This window comes from Streptomyces sp. NBC_00306 (assembly GCF_036169555.1).
GTDB classification, from domain to species: Bacteria; Actinomycetota; Actinomycetes; order Streptomycetales; family Streptomycetaceae; genus Streptomyces; species Streptomyces achmelvichensis.
The window spans coordinates 2,860,391-2,880,564 of record NZ_CP108032.1; the positions used below are offsets into that span (position 1 = coordinate 2,860,391).

15 protein-coding genes are annotated in these 20,174 nt (G+C 72.1%); 7 read left to right on the forward strand and 8 right to left on the reverse strand.

The genetic code is table 11. From position 1 onward, the window contains the following. Position 1 precedes the first annotated feature (1 nt). From OHA05_RS12585 to OHA05_RS12595, 3 genes are all read right to left on the reverse strand, one after another. Positions 2 to 382 carry a hypothetical protein gene (locus OHA05_RS12585; protein WP_413777772.1) on the reverse strand — a complete coding sequence of 127 codons (381 nt, stop codon included), beginning with the start codon at positions 380 to 382 and terminating at the stop codon, positions 2 to 4. A 109-nt stretch (positions 383 to 491) separates the two neighbouring features. Next, positions 492 to 4,208 carry an ABC transporter ATP-binding protein gene (locus tag OHA05_RS12590; protein WP_328860623.1) on the reverse strand — a complete coding sequence of 1,239 codons (3,717 nt, stop codon included), beginning with the start codon at positions 4,206 to 4,208 and terminating at the stop codon, positions 492 to 494. Positions 4,209 to 4,327: 119 nt separating this feature from the next. Beyond that, on the reverse strand, positions 4,328 to 5,305 hold the full coding sequence (locus OHA05_RS12595; RefSeq protein ID WP_328860624.1) for a serine hydrolase: 978 nt from the start codon (positions 5,303 to 5,305) through the stop codon (positions 4,328 to 4,330). Between the two features lie 449 nt (positions 5,306 to 5,754). Between OHA05_RS12595 and OHA05_RS12600 the strand changes: the two genes are divergently transcribed. Further along, complete coding sequence (locus OHA05_RS12600; RefSeq protein WP_328860625.1) at positions 5,755 to 7,812, forward strand: TerD family protein; 2,058 nt, start codon at positions 5,755 to 5,757, stop codon at positions 7,810 to 7,812. Positions 7,813 to 8,095: 283 nt separating this feature from the next. Continuing rightward, positions 8,096 to 8,437 carry a hypothetical protein gene (locus OHA05_RS12605; protein WP_313946218.1) on the forward strand — a complete coding sequence of 114 codons (342 nt, stop codon included), beginning with the start codon at positions 8,096 to 8,098 and terminating at the stop codon, positions 8,435 to 8,437. 60 nt (positions 8,438 to 8,497) lie between these two features. Here OHA05_RS12605 and OHA05_RS12610 read toward each other — a convergent pair whose 3' ends face one another. Beyond that, positions 8,498 to 9,241, reverse strand: coding sequence for an ABC transporter permease (locus tag OHA05_RS12610; RefSeq protein WP_328860626.1), 744 nt, complete (start codon positions 9,239 to 9,241; stop codon positions 8,498 to 8,500). Next, positions 9,238 to 10,173: an ABC transporter ATP-binding protein gene (locus OHA05_RS12615; protein ID WP_328860627.1), complete on the reverse strand. Its 936-nt coding sequence runs from the start codon at positions 10,171 to 10,173 to the stop codon at positions 9,238 to 9,240. The genes OHA05_RS12610 and OHA05_RS12615 overlap by 4 nt, the downstream gene beginning before the upstream one ends. A 107-nt stretch (positions 10,174 to 10,280) precedes the next feature. Here OHA05_RS12615 and OHA05_RS12620 point away from each other — a divergent pair, with 107 nt between their 5' ends. Beyond that, complete coding sequence (locus OHA05_RS12620) at positions 10,281 to 11,456, forward strand: sensor histidine kinase (protein WP_328860628.1); 1,176 nt, start codon at positions 10,281 to 10,283, stop codon at positions 11,454 to 11,456. Between the two features lie 4 nt (positions 11,457 to 11,460). Continuing rightward, on the forward strand, positions 11,461 to 12,111 hold the full coding sequence (locus OHA05_RS12625) for a response regulator transcription factor (protein WP_328860629.1): 651 nt from the start codon (positions 11,461 to 11,463) through the stop codon (positions 12,109 to 12,111). A gap of 106 nt (positions 12,112 to 12,217) precedes the next feature. Here the strand turns inward: OHA05_RS12625 and OHA05_RS12630 are convergent, their stop codons facing one another. From OHA05_RS12630 to OHA05_RS12640, 3 genes are read right to left on the reverse strand one after another with little or no spacing between them, the layout of a single operon-like run. Then, a complete protein-coding gene (locus tag OHA05_RS12630) occupies positions 12,218 to 13,900 on the reverse strand; it encodes a thiamine pyrophosphate-binding protein (RefSeq protein ID WP_328860630.1) in 1,683 nt (560 codons plus the stop codon). Next, positions 13,897 to 14,877, reverse strand: coding sequence for an agmatinase (gene speB / locus OHA05_RS12635; protein ID WP_313946212.1), 981 nt, complete (start codon positions 14,875 to 14,877; stop codon positions 13,897 to 13,899). Before speB ends, OHA05_RS12630 begins: the two co-directional genes overlap by 4 nt. 41 nt (positions 14,878 to 14,918) lie before the next feature. After that, complete coding sequence (locus OHA05_RS12640; protein ID WP_313946211.1) at positions 14,919 to 16,394, reverse strand: sodium:solute symporter; 1,476 nt, start codon at positions 16,392 to 16,394, stop codon at positions 14,919 to 14,921. Between the two features lie 126 nt (positions 16,395 to 16,520). Here OHA05_RS12640 and OHA05_RS12645 point away from each other — a divergent pair, with 126 nt between their 5' ends. The 3 genes from OHA05_RS12645 to tesB all read left to right on the forward strand — a co-directional run bounded on the left by OHA05_RS12645 (position 16,521) and on the right by tesB (position 20,167). Further along, on the forward strand, positions 16,521 to 17,993 hold the full coding sequence (locus OHA05_RS12645; protein ID WP_328860631.1) for a PucR family transcriptional regulator ligand-binding domain-containing protein: 1,473 nt from the start codon (positions 16,521 to 16,523) through the stop codon (positions 17,991 to 17,993). 125 nt (positions 17,994 to 18,118) lie between these two features. Then, positions 18,119 to 19,276: an acyl-CoA dehydrogenase family protein gene (locus OHA05_RS12650; RefSeq protein ID WP_328860632.1), complete on the forward strand. Its 1,158-nt coding sequence runs from the start codon at positions 18,119 to 18,121 to the stop codon at positions 19,274 to 19,276. A gap of 18 nt (positions 19,277 to 19,294) precedes the next feature. Further along, positions 19,295 to 20,167: an acyl-CoA thioesterase II gene (gene tesB, locus OHA05_RS12655; protein WP_313946208.1), complete on the forward strand. Its 873-nt coding sequence runs from the start codon at positions 19,295 to 19,297 to the stop codon at positions 20,165 to 20,167. The last annotated feature ends 7 nt before the right edge of the window (positions 20,168 to 20,174 follow it).

Below are 20,174 nucleotides of genomic sequence, written 5' to 3' on the forward strand. Positions count from 1 at the left end.
GTCAGCACAGGATCCAGCCGGTGGAGCGGGAGACCCCGGCGATGGCACCGGTGGCCCGGACGCAGCGGTTGAGCGCGTGCACGGTGACGGGTCCCGCCTGGCGGGTGAAGGTGCCGCGGTCGACGGCGGCGCGGCCGCCGCGGGCCTGCAGCGAGACGGACATCGCCCGCCGGGCCCCGGGGTTGCTCGCGACCGTCATGGCGCAGGCGTAGTTCCGGTTCTTGTAGACGCGCAGCTCGCCGCCCGGGAACCGCACGGTCTTCTGCGCCCGCCCCGAGCAGCCCGAGGCGACGGCCTCCGCGCTCTGCGTACCGGGCCCGGCGAGGGACAGCGCCCCCACGGCCATCAGCACCGCGAGGAACTGCGCCAGCAGTCGCCTCACCGGCCTGGTCGTCCCCGTCCCACCGAACACCTTTGCGCCCCCTCGTCACAGCCCCGTACATGCGTACGACGCAGTAGGGGGCGGAACGGTTGCCGACCCCACGACATGGTCACACCGCGGCCGGTTCGTCCTCGCCTATGAAGGTCCGCCACAGCGTGGTGTAACGGCCCTCCAGAGCGAGGAGCTCGTCGTGGGTCCCGTCCTCGACCACCCTGCCGCCGTCCATCACCACGACGCGGTCGGCGCGCGCGGCGGTCGTCAGCCGGTGTGCGACGACCAGGGTGGTGCGGCGGCCGGTCAGCCGGTCGGTGGCCTGGTTGACCTGGGCCTCGGTGGCCAGGTCCAGGGCGGCCGTCGCCTCGTCGAGGAGCAGCACATCGGGGTCGACCAGCTCGGCCCTGGCCAGGGCGATCAGCTGACGCTGGCCCGCGGAGAGATTGCGTCCGCGCTCGGAGACCTCGTGCAGATAGCCGCCGTCCAGGGTGGCGATCATGTCATGCGCGCCGACGGCGCGGGCGGCGGCCTCCACCTCGGCGTCGCTCGCGCCGGGGCGTCCGTAGGCGATGGCGTCGCGGACCGTGCCTTCGAAGAGGTACGCCTCCTGCGGCACGACGCCGAGCCGGTGCCGGTAGGCGGTGAGGTCGAGTTCGCGCAGATCCTGTCCGTCGGCGGTCACCCGGCCGCTCGTCGGGTCGTAGAACCGCGCGACCAGCTTGACCAGCGTGGACTTGCCCGCGCCGGTCTCGCCGACGAAGGCGACCGTCTGGCCCGCCGGGATGCGCAGATCGATGCCCGCGAGGGCCTCCTCCTCGTCGCCGTAGCGGAAGTCGACGCCCTCGAAGGCGATCTCGCCGCGCAGCGACGCGACGTCCACGGGCTTCTTCGCGCTCGCGGTCGACGTCGGTTCGTCCAGCAGTTCCTGGATGCGCCGGAGCGACACCGAAGCCTGCTGGTAGCCGTCGAAGACCTGGGACAGCTGCTGCACGGGGGCGAAGAAGAGGTCGATGTAGAGGAGGTAGGCGACCAGGGCGCCGGTGCTCAGCGTGCCCGCGTCGACGCGGTGCCCGCCGACGATCAGGACGGCCGCGGCGGCCACCGAGGACAGCAGCTGGACGAAGGGGAAGTACACCGAGATCAGCCACTGGCCGCGGACGCGGGCCTCGCGGTAGTGCTCGCTGCGGGCCACGAAGCGGTCGTTGCCGAAGCGCTCGCGGCGGAACGCCTGCACGATCCGCAGCCCGGACACGGACTCCTGGAGGTCGGCGTTGACGACGCTGATCCGCTCGCGGGCCAGCTCGTACGCCTGGACGCTCTTGCGGCGGAAGAAGAAGGTGCCGACGATCAGCACCGGCAGGGTCGCGAAGACGACGAGCGCGAGCTGGAGGTCGATGACCAGCAGGGCGACCATGATGCCGAAGAAGGTGACCACCGAGACGAACGCGGTGACCAGACCGGTCTGGAGGAACGTCGACAGGGCGTCCACGTCCGTCGTCATCCGGGTCATGATCCGGCCGGTCAGTTCGCGCTCGTAGTAGTCCAGCCCCAGCCGCTGGAGCTGGGCGAAGATCTTCAGACGTACGGAGTAGAGGACCCGCTCGCCGGTGCGGCCCGTCATCCGGGTCTCGCCGATCTGCGCGGTCCACTGCACGAGCACGCTCAGCAGCGCGAGGCCGGAGGCCGCCCACACCGCGCCGAGGGCGACCTGCTCCACACCCTGGTCGATGCCGTGCCGGATCAGGACCGGAAGCAGCAGGCCCATGCCGGCGTCGACGGCCACCAGCAGCAGGCTCACGAGCAGCGGGAGTCCGAAGCCGCGCAGCAGCAGCCGCAGGCCCTGGCCCTCGCCCTCCGTGTGCTCGACGCGGACGGCGCGGGCCTCGTCGACGTCGGGTGTGTCGTCGGCCGGCGGCAGCGCCTCCACCTGGGCGAGCAGCTCGGGGGTGGCCCCCGGCGCCGCGGACTCCTGGGCATTCTCCTCGCGCACCCACAGCCGGGGTGTGATGCCGCGCTCCGCGTCGAACTCCGCGTCCAGCTCGTCCCGTACGGTGCTGTCGCTGCCCGGGTCGGCCTCCAGCGCCGGAGCGTGCCCCGGCGATACGCCGCCGAGCTCGTCCGGGTCGGTCAGCAGCCGGCGGTACAGGGCCGAGCGCTTGGTCAGCTCCTCGTGGGTGCCGATGTCCGCGAGCCGTCCGCCGTCCAGGACCGCGATGCGGTCGGCGAGCTGGAGGGTGGAGCGGCGGTGGGCTATCAGCAGGGTGGTGCGCCCGGTCATCACGGAACGCAGCGCCTCGTGGATCTCGTGCTCGACGCGGGCGTCCACGGCGGAGGTGGCGTCGTCGAGCAGCAGCAGCCGGGGGTCGGTGAGGATCGCGCGGGCGAGCGCGACACGCTGGCGCTGGCCGCCGGAGAGGGTCAGACCGTGCTCGCCGACGGTGGTGTCGTAGCCGTCGGGCAGCTCGCTGATGAAGCCGTCGGCCTGGGCGGCGCGGGCGGCGGTCTCGATCTCCTCCTGCGTAGCGCCGGGCTTTCCGTACGCGATGTTGGCGCGGACCGTGTCCGAGAACAGGAAGCTGTCCTCCGGCACCATGCCGATCGCGGCCCGCAGCGAGTCGTACGTCAGCTCGCGGACGTCGTGGCCGCCGACGAGGACCGCGCCGTGCGTCACGTCGTAGAAGCGCGGCAGCAGGAGCGAGACGGTCGACTTGCCGCTGCCGGACGACCCGACGACGGCGACGGTCTCCCCGGGACGGATCTCCAGCGAGAAACCGTCGAGGACCGGGCGCTCCCGGTCGTAGCCGAAGGTCACGTCGTCGAACTCGACGGTGGCGGGGGCGTCCGCCGGGAGCACCTTGGTGCCTTCCGTCAGCGTGGGCTCGGTGTCGATCAGCTCCAGTACGCGGTCGACACCGGCGCGCGCCTGCTGGCCGACGGTCAGCACCACGGCGAGCATCCGGACCGGGCCGACGAGCTGGGCGAGATAGGCGGAGAAGGCGACGAAGGTGCCCAGCGTGATCTGGCCGCGGGTGGCCAGCCAGCCGCCGACGGCCAGCATGGCGACCTGCCCGAGGGCGGGAACCGCCTGGAGCGCGGGGGTGTAGCGGGCGTTCAGCCTGATGGTGCGCAGCCGGCCGGCGAACAGCTTGCGGCTCGCCTCGCGCAGCTTGCCCGTCTCCTGGTCCTCCTGGCCGAAGCCCTTGACCACGCGTACGCCGGAGACGGCTCCGTCCACGACGCCCGCGACGGAGGCGGCCTGGCTCTGCGCGTACCAGGTGGCGGGGTGGAGCCGGACCCGGCTGCGCTTGGCGATGAACCAGATGGCCGGGGCGACGGCGACGGCGATCAGGGTCAGGGGCAGCGACAGCCACGCCATGATCGCGAGGGAGATCAGGAAGAGCAGGACGTTCCCGATGGTCATCGGGAGCATGAAGAGCAGGCCCTGGATGAGCTGGAGGTCGCTGGTCGCACGGCCGACGACCTGGCCGGTGGAGAGCTCGTCCTGACGCCGCCCGTCGAGCCGGGTGATCGTCGCGTACATCTCGGTCCGCAGATCGTGCTGGACGTCGAGGGCGAGGCGGCCGCCGTAGAAGCGGCGGACGTAGGTGAGGACGTAGACGACGACGGCCGCGGCGATGAGCACGCCGGTCCAGACGGCGAGGGAGCGGGAGTGGTCGCCGATCACATCGTCGATGACGATCTTGGTGATGAGGGGGACGAGCGCCATGACGGCCATGCCGCCCAGGGACGAACCGAGCGCGAGCAGCACATTGCGCCGGTACCGCCAGGCGTAACCGGCCAGGCGCCGGGCCCACCCCTCATTCGCCGCCACGTAGTGCCTCCCGTTGAAATTGATCCACCGGAAGGCACCAACGCGGCGAGCAGCGGATTTCATCCCGCTGCAACAAACGGATACGGCTCCCGCGGGTCGGCGGGAGCCGGTGAGGCCGGTCAGCGGGGGGCCGGAATCGCTTCCTTCGCCGCGCGCTCCGGCGTGGCCGGGACGGCCTCGTGCGGCACGGCCGGGGGCACGAACGCGCTGCGCGCGGGCGCTGTCGGGTTGAGGTCCTTGTGGATCGCCCGGGCGACGGCCTGGATGGTGTTCACCCCGTCGTTCATCGTCGCGTTGTCGTGGGTGAGAACGGTGATCTGGTAGTTGTGACCGGGGCCCGTGAAGGCGCCGATGCTGTGCACGCGCCAGCCGTGCGTGGCCCGCTGGAGCCAGCCGTTCTTCACCTGGACGGTGGCGGTGGCGGGCGCCCCGGCGGGGGTGCCCCAGCGCTGCGAGGCGACGACGTTCTGCATCAGCTTGAGGGCGTAGGTCCGGTTGGCATCGCTGATCACGGTGCTCTTGGCGGTCAGCATGCCGAGCAGCTTCTGCTCGTCGCGGGCGTTGATCTGGGTGAGGCCCCAGTAGCCGTCGGCGCCCGGCACGGTCTTCGTCATACCGGCCGCGGTGAGGAAGCGCTTGATCTTGGTGAGGCCGAGCTGCTTCCACAGGGCGCTGGTGGCCGCGTTGTCCGACTTGGTGATCATGTCGCTGGCGAGGGTGAACTCGCGCTTCGTGAAGCCGCGCTTCTGGAACTGCACCTCCTGGAGGAGGGCGGCGAGCACGGTCACCTTGACGACGCTGGCCGAGTCGTACTGCTGGTCCGGCCGCAGGGTGCAACTGGTCTTGGTGATGCGGTCGTTGAGCAGCACGGCCGTCGTCGACTTCCGGCCCTTGAGGGCGGCGGTGATGTCGGCGGTCAGCTTGGCGGCGAGACCGGCCTGCTGAGAGGTGCACGCGACCTGCGGCGGCGCGGCGGCAGCGGGCGCGGTGGCGGCGGCGAGCGGCACGAGTGTCGCGACGGCGACGACCCCGGCCGCGCTTCTCGCGCGACGCGACGGCCGGCCGGTTGCGCGGCCGGATATTCGGTGGTGAGTCATGAAGCTTCCCCGTCCCCTGAATGCCTGTGCGGGGCGCCTCCCCGACGCCCCCGCAGCACTTGACTCACGGCGGGCGGAAAAGTTGTACGCCGTTATCGCACGGTGAGCAGGTCAGTGGCGGGGCAGCCGCGCGGTCGGCGAACAGTGCCGGTCGGCAGGCCGGGCAACGGCGGGCCTGGCGGCGGCAGGAATACCGGCAACGGCCACGGCGGCGGTGACGGAGGCGCAGAGGGAGGCGAGGAGGAGCGCAGACGCGTGGGGGACACGGCAGGGGCGGGGATCGAGGCCGGGGGACTCGATGTGAACTCCGGTCTTCACATCATCTCCTCATGCACCCCTCCTCGGCGCTACGGTTCATCACGTAGCAGGGAGTGCGACGTACGTCACAGCTCGACGTCGTCCGGCAGCTTCGCCTGCGTGAAAACAGCTGCACGTCCTGGGGGGACAGCATGCGCGAGATGGCCAAGGGCTCGAACGTGGGCCTGGCGGACCTGAGTGACGACACCGGATCGGTGATCGTGAGCCTGCGCTGGAGCAGCGCGACCGGAGACGGGGACGCCGACGTCTCGGTGATGCTGCTCAACGGCGACGGGAAGGTCCGCGGTGACACGGACTTCTTCTTCTACAACCACCCCGCCGCGCCCGACGGCAGTGTGCAGTTGCTGGGCAAGGCGCCCACCGACGGTGGCAGCGAGGACCGGATCAGTCTCGATCTGACGGCGGTGCCGCCGGACGTGGAGCGCATCGTGGTGGCGGCCAGCCAGTACGGCGGGGCCTGCTTCGGTGAGCTGGACGACCTGCGGGTGACCGTGGCCGACCGCGGCGGCGAGACGCTGCTCGGTTTCTCCATCGACGACGCCGGAGTGGAGAGCGCCTTCCTCTTCGGCGAGTTGTACCGGCGGGGCGAGGAGTGGAAGTTCCGGGCGATCGGCCAGGGGTACGAGTCCGGACTGGCCGGTCTCGCGACGGACTTCGGCATCGACATCGTCGACGACAGCGCCGACGAGGAGACCACCGAAGCCGTGCAGGCCGTGGTGGAGCAGGAGTCGGCGGCACAGGCATCACCCTCGGCGGCCGCCGAGCCGCGCGTGACGCTCCCCGCGCAGGACGCACGCGGGGAACAGCCCGGCGCGGGGACGACACCCAGGCGCACCCCTGGACCCCGGACCGCCAAGAAGAAGGTCACGCTGCCCAAGGTGGCGAAGAAGTCTCTCGCCGAGAACGAGGCGTGGAGGCCGGCACGGCTGTTCCCCGCACCGACGCTCAAGAGCGACAAGGAGCGTGAGTTGCGGGCGACATCCGTCCTGCTCTCGGTGATGGCCGAAGTTCCGGAGTTCGGGCGGCGGCTGACGGCGCCTTTCGGCGCGCCTGCCGGTCGCATGCAGACGTTCACCGAGGTCACGCTGCCCTACGGAGAGACGCCCAGGCGTCCCGACGGGGTGATCCGCGTGGAGCGGGCCGGGAAGCTGTGGACGGGTCTGGTCGAGACGAAGACGAACGGGAACCCGCTGCGGCCCGAGCAGGTCCAGGACTACATGGACATCGCCGCACGGCGGGGCTACGAGGCCGTGATCACGCTGTCCAACGACGTCGCCCTCGAAGGCTGTCCCCCGGTGGTGGCCAAGACGGACGGACGGCGCAAGCACAAGGTGGCCCTCTGGCATCTCTCGTGGGCCGAAGTGGCGCACCAGGCGCAGATGCTGATCCGCCACGAAGGCGTCGGCAACGCCGCACACGCGTGGCTTCTCCAGGAGCTGCTGTCGTACCTCCAGCACGAGAACTCCGGCTGCCACGGATTCCAGAACATGGGGCCCGCCTGGGTGCCCGTGCGCAACGGCATCGACACGGAGACCCTCTGCCAGGGCGACCGGCGCGCCATCGAGGTGGTGGAGAGCTGGGAGCAGCTCATCCGCCAGGTCTGCCTGCGCCTCGGGGGTGAGCTCGGCCAGAAGGTCCTGCCGGTGCAGCGCGCCAGGCGGGGTGTCGATCCGCAGACCCGCCGCGCCGTGCTCGCCGACGGGCTCTGCGAGGACGGCCGGCTGACAGCCGAACTGCGCATCGACAGCACACCCGGTGTTCTCACGATCGTGGCCGATCTGCGGACCGGCAAGCTGCGGACCTCCATGGAGGTCCGGGCGCCCGAGGGCAGCTATCCCCTCACCTCGGCGAAACGGCTGCTGCGCATGCTGGCCGAGGCACCGGCGGATCTGCATGTGGAGACCCTGGTGGAGGGGGGCCACGGGCCGCGCGGCACGTTGGAGCGCCTGCGCCCGGAGCCGGCCGACATGCTGCCGAAGGACGGCACACGGGCGACGGGCTTCCGGCTGTCGCTGTTCAAGGGCATGGGAGTCACCCGAGGCAGTGCGGAAACAGGATTCATCCGCAGCGTCGACGACGTGGTGGACCGGTTCTACGCCCAGGTGGTCGCCCAGCTGGGCCCCTTCGAGCGCCGTCCGGCGGCCCGGTCGCAGCCCGCGGAACCGGCGGTCGCGGGGGCCGGGGCGTAGGAGGACGGGGCGGGGACCGCCGGCAGACCCTGGGGTCGGCGCCGGCACGGGACTGCGGGCCGGGGCGGTCGGCGGACGGGCCCCCAGGCCCTCGGGCGCACGCGCCTGCCGGGCTGGGGCCCTGACACCTGCGCGGCCGCCTGCGCGCGGCCCTGCCGCCGCGCCCGTCACCGCCCCGTCCCGCCCTCCCCGTCCCCCGACCAGACCCTCACCTGATGCCGGGATCGCGGGGACGCGGCAGGGTGGGCTCGGCAGGAACTTCCCGCACAGACGAGGATCATCCATGTCCGTGACCCACTCCCGGCGTCTCGCCGGTGCCGCCGGGGCGGCGTTCCTGGTTGTCGCCGTCGCGGGCTGCTCCGGCCTCGGCCGCAACGCCGCGGGCACCCTCGCCTACGAGACCGCCGACGAGCGGCATGTGAGCGTGTCGAACCCCCTGGTGACGGGCTGTCACCGGCTCGACGCGCCGGGGGCCGTCTCGGTCACCAACAACACGCTGGTGGACCTCGTGCTCTACCCGACCCAGGACTGCACGGGCGAGGACACGATCTACCTGCCCACCACCGTGTCGGACATCATCGCGCCCGGCGCCCGCCCGTGGCAGAGCTACACCATCGTCCACTGAACCCGGGCGCCGTCTCCCGCTCCCGCATCCCGCCGGACGGGTGATCGCCCGCCGGCCCTCTCAGGCGTCCCGCCGCGCAAGGGACCGGCCACCCGCCCACAGCGCCGCGCCCACCCACAGCGCCAGCACGCCGAGACCGCTCCACGGGCCCAGCGTGCCCGTCGCGTCCTGGAGCAGGATCTGCCGGCCCGCGCGGTCGGGAAGGAACTCCACCGCGCCCCCGACCTCAGAAATGTCGCCGACGACGAAGGACAGCATCAGCAGGAAGGGGATGAGGACGCCCATCACCGCTGGCGCGCTGCGGAGGACGGCAGCGAGGCCCGCCGAGAACAGGGTGATGAGGCACAGGAAGATCCCACAGCCGATCACGGCGCGCACAGCGCCGGGGTCGGTGAGAGCGAGGCCGCGGTCGCCGAGGGAGGACTGCCCGGCGAGGAAGCAGGTCAGGCTGGTGAGGAGGCCGACCCCGAGGGACAGCGCTCCGACGACGGCGAGTTTCGACGCCCAGAACAGACCTCTGCGTGGCACGGCCGTCAGGGACACGCGGATCGCGCCGCTGCGGTACTCCCCCGCCACGGCCAGGGCTCCGAAGGAGATGGCCGCGATCTGTCCGAATTCGAGGCCGAAGAAGGACGTGCGCAGCGGGTCGAAGTCCGGCCGCGCGGACTCCTGCGGGTCGAGGGTGGCGCACGCCAGGACCGAGAAGGCGACGGTGGCCACGAAGACGGCGGCGAGCGTGGCGCACAGGGACCGCAGCGAGCGGATCTTCAGCCACTCGGCGTGCAGGACGGGCTTCGGGTTCACGGTCGTACCTCCTGGGCGGCCGGGCGGGTGGCGGCGAACTCGGTCCGGTCCGCGGTGAGGGCGAGATAGGCCTGTTCCAACGTGGCCTGCTCTCCGGCGAGTTCGAGGATCGGGATGCCTTCCTGCGCGGCGAGTGGGCCGATGTCCGTCACCCGTGCGCCGTCGACCGTCCAGGTGCCGTCCTCGCCGGCGACGGGGGTGAAGCCCTTGCCCGTGAGCACGGTCCGCAGCCGCTCGTCGTCGGTGGTGCGCAGCCGTACCCGTGGGGTGGTCCAGGCGTCGATGAAGTCCCGCATGCCGGTGTCGGCGAGCAGCCGTCCCCGGCCGAGGACCACGAGGTGGTCGGCGAACGAGGCCGTCTCGCCCATGAGATGGCTGGAGACGAGCACGGCCCGGCCCTCCGCGGCCTGCCGGCGCATCAGTTCGCGGATCCAGATGATGCCCTCGGGGTCGAGGCCGTTGGACGGCTCGTCCAGCATCAGGACCGCCGGGTCGCCGAGCAGGGCCGCGGCGATGCCGAGGCGCTGGCGCATACCGAGCGAGAAGGTCCTGATCCGGCGGTGTGCGGCGGAGGCGATCCCCGACTGCTCCAGCACCTCGTCGATGCGCCGGGGTCCGATCCGGCCCGCCGCGGCGAGGATGCGCAGATGGTCGCGGGCGGTACGGGAGCCCTGCGCGGCCCCCGCGTCGAGCAGCGCGCCGACGTGGCGCAGCGGTTCGTCGATCGCGGCGTAGGGCCGTCCGCCGATGGTGGCGGTGCCGGACGTGGGGCGGTCCAGGCCGAGGATCAGCCGCATGGTGGTCGACTTCCCGGCGCCGTTCGGCCCGAGGAAGCCGGTGACCCGGCCGGGGTGGACGGCGAACGTGAGCCCGTCCACGGCCCGGGTCGCCCCGTACCGCTTGGTGAGGTTGGTGACGTCGATGCTGGTCATGGGGCCAGCGTGGCCGCCGGCCACGGGCCGGGGCCTCCCCCGCCGGTGGAAAGAGGCTCCCCCGCACGGGGGAGCCGCCCCGGCCGGCGCGCTGGCACGATGACGGGATGCTCCTCGGCCTCCTGCGTCCGCTGATCCGCCCGGTCACCTACACCCGCTGGCTTCATCTGATCATCGGCACCGTCTTCTTCGGCATGTACCTGTTCGTCGACGAACACCGGCTGTACATCCCCTTCGTGCTGCTGGGACTGCTGGGGCTCGTTCCGGCGGTACGGCTCGCCGAAGGGCTCCAGGCGCGGCTGCTGCTGTCGCCGCACAGCTACAAGGACGCGTCCTCGGGCATCGCCGCCGCGTCGTCCGCCACCTGGGCAGACCGGGGGCGTACGGCGCTGTGGCTGGAGATCCGGCTCGGGCTGGGACTGCTCTGCGGTCTGGTCACGGTCCAGTTGCTGGGGGTGGTGGTGGATCTGGTCTCGGCGGCGTCCGGACCCGGCCCGGCACGGGTCCTGACCCTCCAACTGCCGGGCGGCCACTGGTGGTATGCGCTGCTGGTACCCCTGCCGCTCGCCGCGCTCGCGGCCTTCGTGGTGGGCGTCGGGGAGCTGATCACGGCGATCGCCCGGCGGCTGCTCGGCCCCTCCGCGGCGGAACGGCTGGCCGCGCTGGAGGAGCGCACCGAGCAGTTGCTGGAGCGCAACCGGATCGCGGGCGAGCTGCACGACTCGATCGGGCACGCGCTGACGGTGGCGGTGGTGCAGGCGGGGGCGGCCAGGGCCGCGGGGAACGCGGAGTTCACGGACCGCGCGCTCGGTGCCATCGAGGAGACCGGGCGGGCGGCTCTGGAGGACCTGGAGCGGGTCCTGCTGGTGCTGCGCGAATCCGGGCAGCCGGTGGGCAGCCGCCCCACGCTGGCCGACGCGGACCGGCTGCTGGAGTCCGCGCGCGCGTCCGGCGCCGAGGTGGTGGCGGAGGTGAGCGGGCCGCTGGCACTCGTGCCCGGGCCGGTCTCCCGGGAGGGGTACCGCATCGTGCAGGAGGCGCTGACCAACGTCCTGCGGCACGCGGGCCCGGTGCCGACGCGGGTGCGGATCGAGGTCGCCGCCGGCCGGCTGGAGCTCGAGGTGAACAACTCCCTGGTGGAGCCCGCGACTTCAGGCGGCCGCGGCAGCGGGCTGCGCGGCATACGGGAGCGGGCCGCGCTGCTCGGCGGCCACGCCACGGCCGGTCCGCACGAGGGCCGGTGGAGGGTGCGGGTCGGCCTGCCGCTGGACGGCCTACGCTGACCGGGTGCCGATCTCCGTACTCCTCGTCGACGACGAACCCCTGGTCCGGGCCGGGCTGCGGGCCGTCCTGGAGGCGCAGCCGGACATCGAGGTGACCGGTGAGGCGGCCGACGGCGCGGCGGTGATACCGCTGGTGCGCCAACTGCGCCCCGATGTGGTGGCGATGGACGTCCGGATGCCCCTGCTCGACGGCATCGAGGCGACGCGCGCCGTGCTGCGGACGGTCACCGATCCGCCGAAGATCCTGGTCATCACGACCTTCGAGAACGACGAGTACGTCTACGAGGCCCTGCGTGCCGGCGCCGCGGGCTTTCTGCTCAAGCGGGCCCGCCCCACCGAGATCGTGCACGCGGTCCGGCTCGTCGCGGAGGGCGAGTCGCTGCTCTTCCCGGCCGCGGTGCGTTCGCTGGCCGCGGAGTACGGCAGCGGCACCGCCCGTGCGGCGATGGAGCGCGCCGCGCTGACCGAGCGGGAGGCGGCGGTGCTGCGGCTGATGGCGCGCGGTCTGACGAACGCGGAGATCGCCGCGCACCTGGTCGTCGGCACGGAGACGGTCAAGACCCATGTCAGCGCCGTACTGGGGAAGCTGGGCGCCCGCGACCGTACCCAGGCGGTCATCGCCGCGTACGAGTCGGGGTTCGTCACACCCGCCTGAGCGGCTGGGCACGGACCTGCGCCCCGCCGCTCTCGGGGGAGTGAGCGGCGGGGCGCAGGGGTTCGGTACGGGCCGGTCCGGACGACCGGCCGTCAGGGACCGGCCCTCAGAGGTGGGTCGGCGCGAACATCCTCAGGACCGCCGGGAGGACGACCACCGACGGGCCGGGCTCCGCGAAGGACTTGGCGAGGTCCTCCGTCAGCGACTCGGGCGTCGTACGGACGGCCGGCACGCCGAAGGACTCGGCGAGCGCCACGAAGTCCGGTCGGGCGAGCTCGGTGGCGGTCGCCTCGCCGAAGGCGTCGGTCATGTACTCGCGCAGGATGCCGTAACCGCCGTCGTCCACGATCAGCCAGGTGACGGGGAGTCCGTACTGCCGGGCGGTGGCCAGTTCGGCGATCGAGTACATCGCCCCGCCGTCGCCGGAGACCGCGAGGACCGGCCGGGTCGGGTCGGCGGCCGCCGCGCCGAGGGCGGCGGGGAAGCCGTAGCCGAGGCCGCCGGCGCCCTGAGCCGAGTGCATCGTGTTCGGGTGGCGGGCGTCGAACGCCGACCAGGCCCAGTACGCGAGGATCGTCATGTCCCAGAAGCTGGGCGAGGTGTCCGGCAGGGCTTCCCTGACGGAGGCCAGCAGCCGCTGTTCCAGGGTGAGTTCCTGGGCGTCGATGCGTTCGCGTACGGCGGCCAGGACGGTGCGCACCCGCTCGGGCGCGGTCTCGTCCTGACGGGGCTCCACCGTCTCCAGCAGGGCGGACAGGGCGAGCCGCGCATCCGCGTGGATGCCGAGGCAGTCGTGGTTGGAGCCGAGCTTGCCGGCGTCCGCCTCGATCTGGATCACCCGGCCGCGCGGGGCGAACGTGTGGTAGTTCGAGGACAGTTCGCCGAGTCCGGAGCCGACGACCAGCAGGACGTCGGCGTCCTCCAGGAAGTCGGTGGTGTGCCGGTCCTCCAGCCAGGACTGGAGCGAGAGCGGGTGCTCCCAGGGGAAGGCGCCCTTGCCGCCGAAGGTCGTGACGACCGGGGCGTCGATCCGCTCGGCGAGCGCGAGCAGCTTGCCGCAGGCGTCGGAGCGCACGGCCCCGCCGCCCGCGATGATCGCCGGGCGCCGGGCGTTCGCCAGCAGATGGGCCGCCACGGCGGTCAGTTCGGGCCGGGGCACGACCTCGTCGGGCGTCGCGTCCATCGCGGTGACGACCGGCAGTTCCGTCTGCGCGAGCAGGACGTCCTGCGGGATCTCGACCCAGACCGGGCCGTGCGGCGCGGTGAGCGCCGACTCCCATGCGGCGGCGATCGTCGAGGGGATCTGGGACTGGGTGCGGGCCGTGTGGACGGACTTCACCACGTCCCGGAACGAGGCCTGCTGGTCGCGCAGTTCGTGCAGATAGCCGTGGCGTCCGCCGCCGAGTCCGGCGCTCGGCACCTGGCTGCCGACGGCGAGCACCGGCGCGGAGGCGGCGGCCGCCTCCTGCAGCGCGGCCAGCGACATCAGCGCACCGGGTCCGGTGGACAGCAGCAGCGGGGCCACCTCTCCGGTGATCCGGCCGTAGGCGTCGGCGGCGAAGCCGGCGTTGTTCTCCACACGCAGCCCGACGTAGGAGAGCGACGAGCGGCGCAGGGCGTCGAACATGCCGAGCGCGTGCTGGCCGGGCAGCCCGAAGACGGTGGTGGCGCCGAGGCCCTGGAGCGTCTCGACGACGAGGTCACCGCCGTTGCGCCCGGCCGGCGGGTTGAGCGCGGCCTGCGTCTGCTGCGGTGTGGGCCGCAGGACGATGTCGTGGTCGTGCGTCACTTCGCCCCGCCCGTCTCGCGGGCGGCCGCGATCTGCCGGGACATGATCGTGGTCAGCTCGTACGCCGTGTGGGAGGCGGCGACGGAGGTGATCTCGGCGTGGTCGTACGCGGGGGCGACCTCGACGACGTCGGCGGAGACGAGGTTGCAGGAGGACAGGCCGCGCAGGATCTCCAGCAGCTCGCGGGAGGTCATGCCGCCGGCCTCGGGGGTGCCGGTGCCGGGGGCGTGCGCCGGGTCGAGGCAGTCGATGTCGATCGAGATGTACAGCGGGCGGTCGCCGATGCGGGCGCGCAGCTGGTCGGCGACCTCGTCGGCGCCCCGGCGGTAGACGTCGGCGGAGGTGACGATGCCGAAGCCGAGCTTCTCGTCGTCGGTGAGGTCCTGCTTGCCGTAGAGCGGCCCGCGGATGCCGACGTGGGAGAGCGCCTCGGTGTCGAGGATGCCCTCCTCGACGGCGCGGCGGAACGGCGTGCCGTGCGTGTACTCGGCGCCGAAGTACGTGTCCCAGGTGTCGAGATGCGCGTCGAAGTGCAGCAGCGCGACCGGGCCGTGCTTCTTGGAGACGGCGCGCAGCAGCGGCAGCGCGATGGTGTGGTCACCGCCGAGGGTCATCATCCGGGCGCCGGTGCCGAGCAGGTCGTCGGCGGCGGCCTCGATGGTCTCGACGGCCTCGTTGATGTTGAACGGGTTCGCCGCGATGTCGCCGGCGTCGGCGACCTGGGCGAGCGCAAAGGGCGAGGCGTCCTGCGCCGGGTTGTAGGGGCGCAGGAGCCTCGACGCCTCACGGATGGCGTTGCCGCCGAAGCGCGCGCCGGGACGGTAGGAGACCCCGGCGTCGAAGGGCACACCGACGACGGCGACGTCGGTGGTGCCGACCTCGTCGAGCCGTGGCAGCCGGGCGAACGTGGCGGGTCCGGCGTACCGCGGGATGCGGGACGAGTCGATCGGGCCGCGCGGCTGCTCGTTGCTGCTCATGTGAAATGCCTTCTTTCCTACGCTTCGTTGCGGTTACGACTTTAGCTGGGGACCGGAGCGGCCTCGGCCGGTGTCTCTTCCTCGCCGCCGCGGCCCGCCAGCCGCTCGCGCCAGTTCGCGAGCGTCGCCTCGTCGGTCGGCGGGGTCACGAGGCTCACGACGATGTAGACCGCGAGCGAGGCGAGCAGCCCGTAGTAGATGGGCTCGTTGGCGAGGATGCCGTACGTCGCCATCAGACCGATGACCGAGAGACCGCCGACGATCACCGCGGCCAGCGCGCCGGCGACCGTGCCGCGCTTCCACAGCAGCCCGCCGAGGATCGGCACCAGCAGCCCGCCGACGAGCAGGTTGTAGGCGACGGTGAGGGCCTCGACGACGTTGTTCAGGGCGATGGCGATACAGATGACCGCGATGCCCATGGCCAGGATGAACATGCGGTTGTCCTTGACCTCGTCGGCCTCGCCGTGTTCCTTGGCGCCGCGCGAGGTGAGCCCCCGCAGCCGCGACCAGATGTCGTTGTTGGCGACGGTGGCGCAGGCGATGAGCGCGCCGGACGACGTCGACATGACGGCGGCGAGGGCGGCGGCGAGCACCAGACCGCGCACACCCATGGGCAGTTCGTCCTTGACGATGGTCGCGAAGGCGTCGTCGGCGTTGGGCAGCTTCGGGTAGAGGACCTTGGCCGCGGTGCCGATCACGGCGCCGGCGAGGGCGTAGACGAGGCAGTAGGTACCGGCGACGGTGCCGCCGTAGCGGGCGACCTTGTCGCTGCGCGCGGTGAACACCCGCTGCCAGATGTCCTGGCCGATCAGCATGCCGAAGGTGTAGATCAGGACGTACGTGAAGATCGTCTCGCCGCCGATGCCCAGCGGGTCGAAGTACTCGGTGGGCAGCTTGGCCTTCATCTCGCTGAAGCCGCCGGCCTTGACCACCGCGATGGGCAGCAGGAGCAGCAGCACACCGATCGTCTTCACGACGAACTGCACCATGTCGGTGAGGGTGATCGACCACATGCCGCCGAGCGTGGAGTACGCGACGACGATCGCGCCGCCGAGGATGATCGACGCGGTGCGGTTGATGTCGAACAGGACGTCGAAGATCGTGGCGTAGGCGATGGTCGAGGTGACCGCCAGCATCAGGGTGTACGCCCACATCACGACACCGGAGATGAGGCCCGCCCGGCCGCCGTAGCGCAGGTCGAGCATCTCGGAGACGGTGTAGACCTTCAGCCGGGCGATCCGCGCGGAGAAGAACACGGAGAGCGCGAGCAGGCCGAGACCGATGGTGAAGACCATCCAGGCGCCGGAGAGGCCGTACTTGTAGCCGAGGCCGACGCCGCCGATGGTCGAGGCGCCGCCGAGGACGATGGCGGCCATGGTGCCCGAGTACATCGTGGGGCCGAGGCGGCGGCCCGCGACCAGGAACTCACTCTTGGACTTGGCGCGGCGCATGCCCCACCAGCCCATGCCGAGCATGCCGGCCAGATAGACGACGATCACTGCGTAGTCGACAGCCATCGGCTTTCCCTCCGTCTCGTCCCCCGGGTCCTCAGGTCTTGTCGACAGCTGACGCTAGGTGGCCGGAAAGAAACGCTGAAGTGTACGTTTCATCCATTGTCGACCTCGTCTATGGATGGACTGTCCATGCCGGAGACCGCAGCGGCACCTCCCACCCCACCGGTCCCGCTGACCGCACTGCTGGCGCGTGAGGATCTCGGCCTGCGCCAGATCGCCGGGCCGCGGGAGCCCGGTGCGGTCATCCACATGGTGCACACCTCCGAGATGGCGGATCCCTATCCGTATCTGCTCGGCGGAGAACTGCTGCTCAGCGCGGGCGTACTGCTGGAGGATCCCGACCGCTACGTCTCGCGCATCGTCGCGGCGGGGGCGGCGGCGCTCGGTTTCGGCGTCACGCCGGTGTACGACACGGTGCCCGCCGAGCTGGTCGAGGCGTGCGACCGGCACGGCCTGCCGCTGCTGGAGGTGCCGCCGCCGACCACCTTCACGGCCGTGGCCCGGGCGGTGTGGCGGTTGATGGCGGAGGCACGCCATCGCGAGCTGCGGAGGGTGACACAGGCACAGCAGGGCCTGGCCGCGGCGGCCGCCCGCCCGGACCCGGTCCCGGCCGTCCTCACCCAGCTGGCGTCCCGGGTCGGCGGCCAGGCCGTGCTGCTGGCCGCGGACGGTACGGAGCTGTCGGCCGCCGGCCGCGCCCCGTCCCCGGGGGCCCGCCGGGCCCTGGCGCGGCTCGCCGGCGTGGTGGGCCCGGGCAGCCCGCCTGTGCCGGAGGCCGCGGAGGGCAGTGCACGGCCCGCGCCGAGCTCCGCCAGCGACACCGTCGACGGCATCCACCTCGCCGCGTACGCCCTCGGCGGCAGTCAGGGGCTCGTCCTCGGGCTCTGCGCCCCCGGGCGTGAGCCGGGTGACCACACCGTCGCCGGGGTCGCCGTCGTGCTGCTGTCCCTGCTCACCGCGCCCCACCAGGGCGTCGACGCGACGGGCCGCAGCGCGGCCCTTGTACGGCTGCTGCTGGGAGCCGGGCCCGCGGAGGCCGCGCCGCTGCTCGGGGCCGAGCGGTGGACCGTGGTGCACGCGCGCGGCGGGCGCGGCACCCCCTTCGACGCGTCCGCGCTGGGAGCCGCCCTCGGCAGCGCGCTCGTGGATCCGGCGGGCGACGGCACGGTACGCATCCTGCTGCCGGCCGGCCGCGAGGTGACCGCCCAGCCGGGCTGGGTCCTCGGCGTGAGCGACCCCGTGGCCCCGCAGGATCTCGGAGCCGCCGACACCCGCGCGGCGCGGGCGCTGCACCGGGCCATGGCCACCCGCAGCGAGCTGGTGCGCCATCGCGGCACCTCGCTCGCCGCACTGCTCTCCCCCGAGGAAGCGGCGACCCACGCCCGGCTGCGCCTCGCCCCGCTCGCGGACTCCCCCGCCCTGGTGGAGACCCTGCGCAGCTGGCTCTCGCTGCACGGCAGCTGGGACCGTACGGCCGCCGCGATGGAGGTCCACCGCAACACGGTGCGCCAGCGGATCAGCCGCTGCGCGGCGCTGCTGGACGAGGACCTGGACGACGCGGACGTACGGATGGAGCTGTGGTTCGCGCTGCGCTGGCTCTGAGGCGCGCCGGGCGGCGCGGTGTGTGATGTGCGCGACCACCGCGGGACCGCCCTGGACAGGCTTGACAACCGCCCGGTAACTTAGCCTGAGCAAGCGCTTAGACAATCGACGAAGGAGGGCGTCCCGTGCGCCGCACCGTTTTCAACGAGGACCACGAGGCGTTCCGGGAGACCATCCGGGCCTTCATCGAAGCCGAGGTCGTTCCGGTCTACGACGAGTGGTTCGCCGCCGGTCAGGCACCGCGCGACTTCTACCACAAGCTCGGTGAGCTGGGCGTCTTCGGCATCCGCGTCGACGAGGAGCACGGCGGCGCCGGCATCGAGTCGCACAAGTACGAGGCCGTGATGTACGAGGAGACGGCCCGCGCGGGCGTCTCGTTCGGCGGCTCCGGTGTGCACGTGCTGCTCGGCCTTCCGTACATCAAGATGCTCGCCTCCGACGAGCAGAAGAAGCGCTTCCTGCCGAAGTTCGCCACCGGCGAGGAGATGTGGGCGCTGGCGATGACCGAGCCGGGCACCGGCTCCGACGTCGCGGGCATGAAGACCACCGCCAAGCTCTCCGAGGACGGCAGCCACTACGTCCTCAACGGCGCCAAGACCTTCATCACCGGCGGCGTGCACGCCGACCGTGTGATCGTCTGCGCCCGTACGTCCGCGCCCCGCGGGGACGACCGCCGCTTCGGCATCTCCCTGTTCGCGGTGGACGCCAAGTCCGCGGGCTACTCGGTGGGCCGCAAGCTCGACAAGCTCGGCCTGAAGGTCTCCGACACCGCCGAGCTGGCCTTCGTCGACGTCAAGGTCCCCGTCGAGGACCTCCTCGGCGAGGAGAACAAGGGCTTCTACTACCTCGGCCAGAACCTGCCGTCCGAGCGCTGGGGCATCGCCTTCGGTGCGTACGCGCAGGCCAAGGCCGCCGTCCGGTTCGCCCAGCAGTACGTCCAGGACCGCACGGTCTTCGGCAAGCCGGTCGCGTCCTTCCAGAACACCAAGTTCGAGCTGGCCGCCTGCCAGGCCGAGGTGGACGCCGCCGAGGCGGTCGCCGACCGCGCCCTGGAGGCCCTCGACGCGGGCGAGCTGTCCCCCGCCGAGGCCGCGTCCGCGAAGCTGTTCTGCACCGAGGTCGCGCACCGCGTGATCGACCGCTGCCTCCAGCTGCACGGCGGCTACGGCTACATGAACGAGTACCCGATCGCGCGCCTGTACGCCGACAACCGCGTCAACCGCATCTACGGTGGCACCAGCGAGGTCATGAAGTCGATCATCGCCAAGTCCATGGGCCTGTAGGGCAGTTACCTTCCTTCCATGAGCACAGCACTTGACGACCTGCTCGATCTGCTCGACCTGGAGCAGATCGAGCAGGACATCTTCCGGGGCCGGTCCCGTTCCGCGGTCGTGCCCCGGGTCTTCGGCGGACAGGTCGCGGCCCAGGCGCTCGTCGCCGCGGGCCGCACCGTCCCCGACGACCGCACCGCGCACTCCCTGCACGCGTACTTCCTGCGGATGGGCGACCCCGGCGCACCGATCGTCTACACGGTCGACCGCATCCGTGACGGCCGCTCCTTCACCACGCGCCGGGTCGTGGCCGTCCAGCACGGCCAGCCGATCTTCCATCTGTCGGCCTCCTTCCAGACGTACGAGGAGGGCCTCGACCACCAGTCGGAGATGCCGGACGCGCCCGCGCCCGAGACGCTTCCGACGGCGGCCGAGATCATGCCCGCGTACGCCGGGCACTTCGTCGACCCCGGCATCGTCGAGCGGATGCTGGAGGCACGGGCCGCGGTCGATCTGCGCTATGTCGACGCGCCGCCGTACGGCAGCGTGGGCAAGCCGAGGAAGCCCCGATCCCAGGTGTGGTTCCGCGCCAACGGCAAGCTGGCCGACGACCCCCTGCTGCACGTCTGCCTCGCGACCTACGTCTCCGACATGACGCTGCTCGACTCGGTGCTACTGGCCCACGGCCGCGGCGGCTGGGCGGTCGGCGACGTGGTGGGCGCCTCGCTGGACCACGCGATGTGGTTCCACCGGCCGTTCCGCGCGGACGAGTGGCTGCTGTACGACCAGGAGTCCCCGTCGGCGTCCGGCGGCCGCGGCCTCGGCCAGGCCCGCATCTACACCCAGGACGGGCAGCTGGCCATCTCGGTCATCCAGGAAGGCGTGGTGCGGGTCCCCCGCTGACCTCGGG

Excerpts from the sequence above, each read along its gene's own strand:
- OHA05_RS12595 (WP_328860624.1), bottom strand. The coding sequence starts at position 5,305 with ATGACTCACCACCGAATATCCGGCCGCGCAACCGGCCGGCCGTCGCGT.
- OHA05_RS12600 (WP_328860625.1), top strand. The coding sequence starts at position 5,755 with ATGCGCGAGATGGCCAAGGGCTCGAACGTGGGCCTGGCGGACCTGAGT.
- OHA05_RS12605 (WP_313946218.1), top strand. The coding sequence starts at position 8,096 with ATGTCCGTGACCCACTCCCGGCGTCTCGCCGGTGCCGCCGGGGCGGCG.
- OHA05_RS12615 (WP_328860627.1), bottom strand. The coding sequence starts at position 10,173 with ATGACCAGCATCGACGTCACCAACCTCACCAAGCGGTACGGGGCGACC.
- OHA05_RS12620 (WP_328860628.1), top strand. The coding sequence starts at position 10,281 with ATGCTCCTCGGCCTCCTGCGTCCGCTGATCCGCCCGGTCACCTACACC.
- speB (WP_313946212.1), bottom strand. The coding sequence starts at position 14,877 with ATGAGCAGCAACGAGCAGCCGCGCGGCCCGATCGACTCGTCCCGCATC.
- OHA05_RS12640 (WP_313946211.1), bottom strand. The coding sequence starts at position 16,394 with ATGGCTGTCGACTACGCAGTGATCGTCGTCTATCTGGCCGGCATGCTC.
- OHA05_RS12645 (WP_328860631.1), top strand. The coding sequence starts at position 16,521 with ATGCCGGAGACCGCAGCGGCACCTCCCACCCCACCGGTCCCGCTGACC.
- tesB (WP_313946208.1), top strand. The coding sequence starts at position 19,295 with ATGAGCACAGCACTTGACGACCTGCTCGATCTGCTCGACCTGGAGCAG.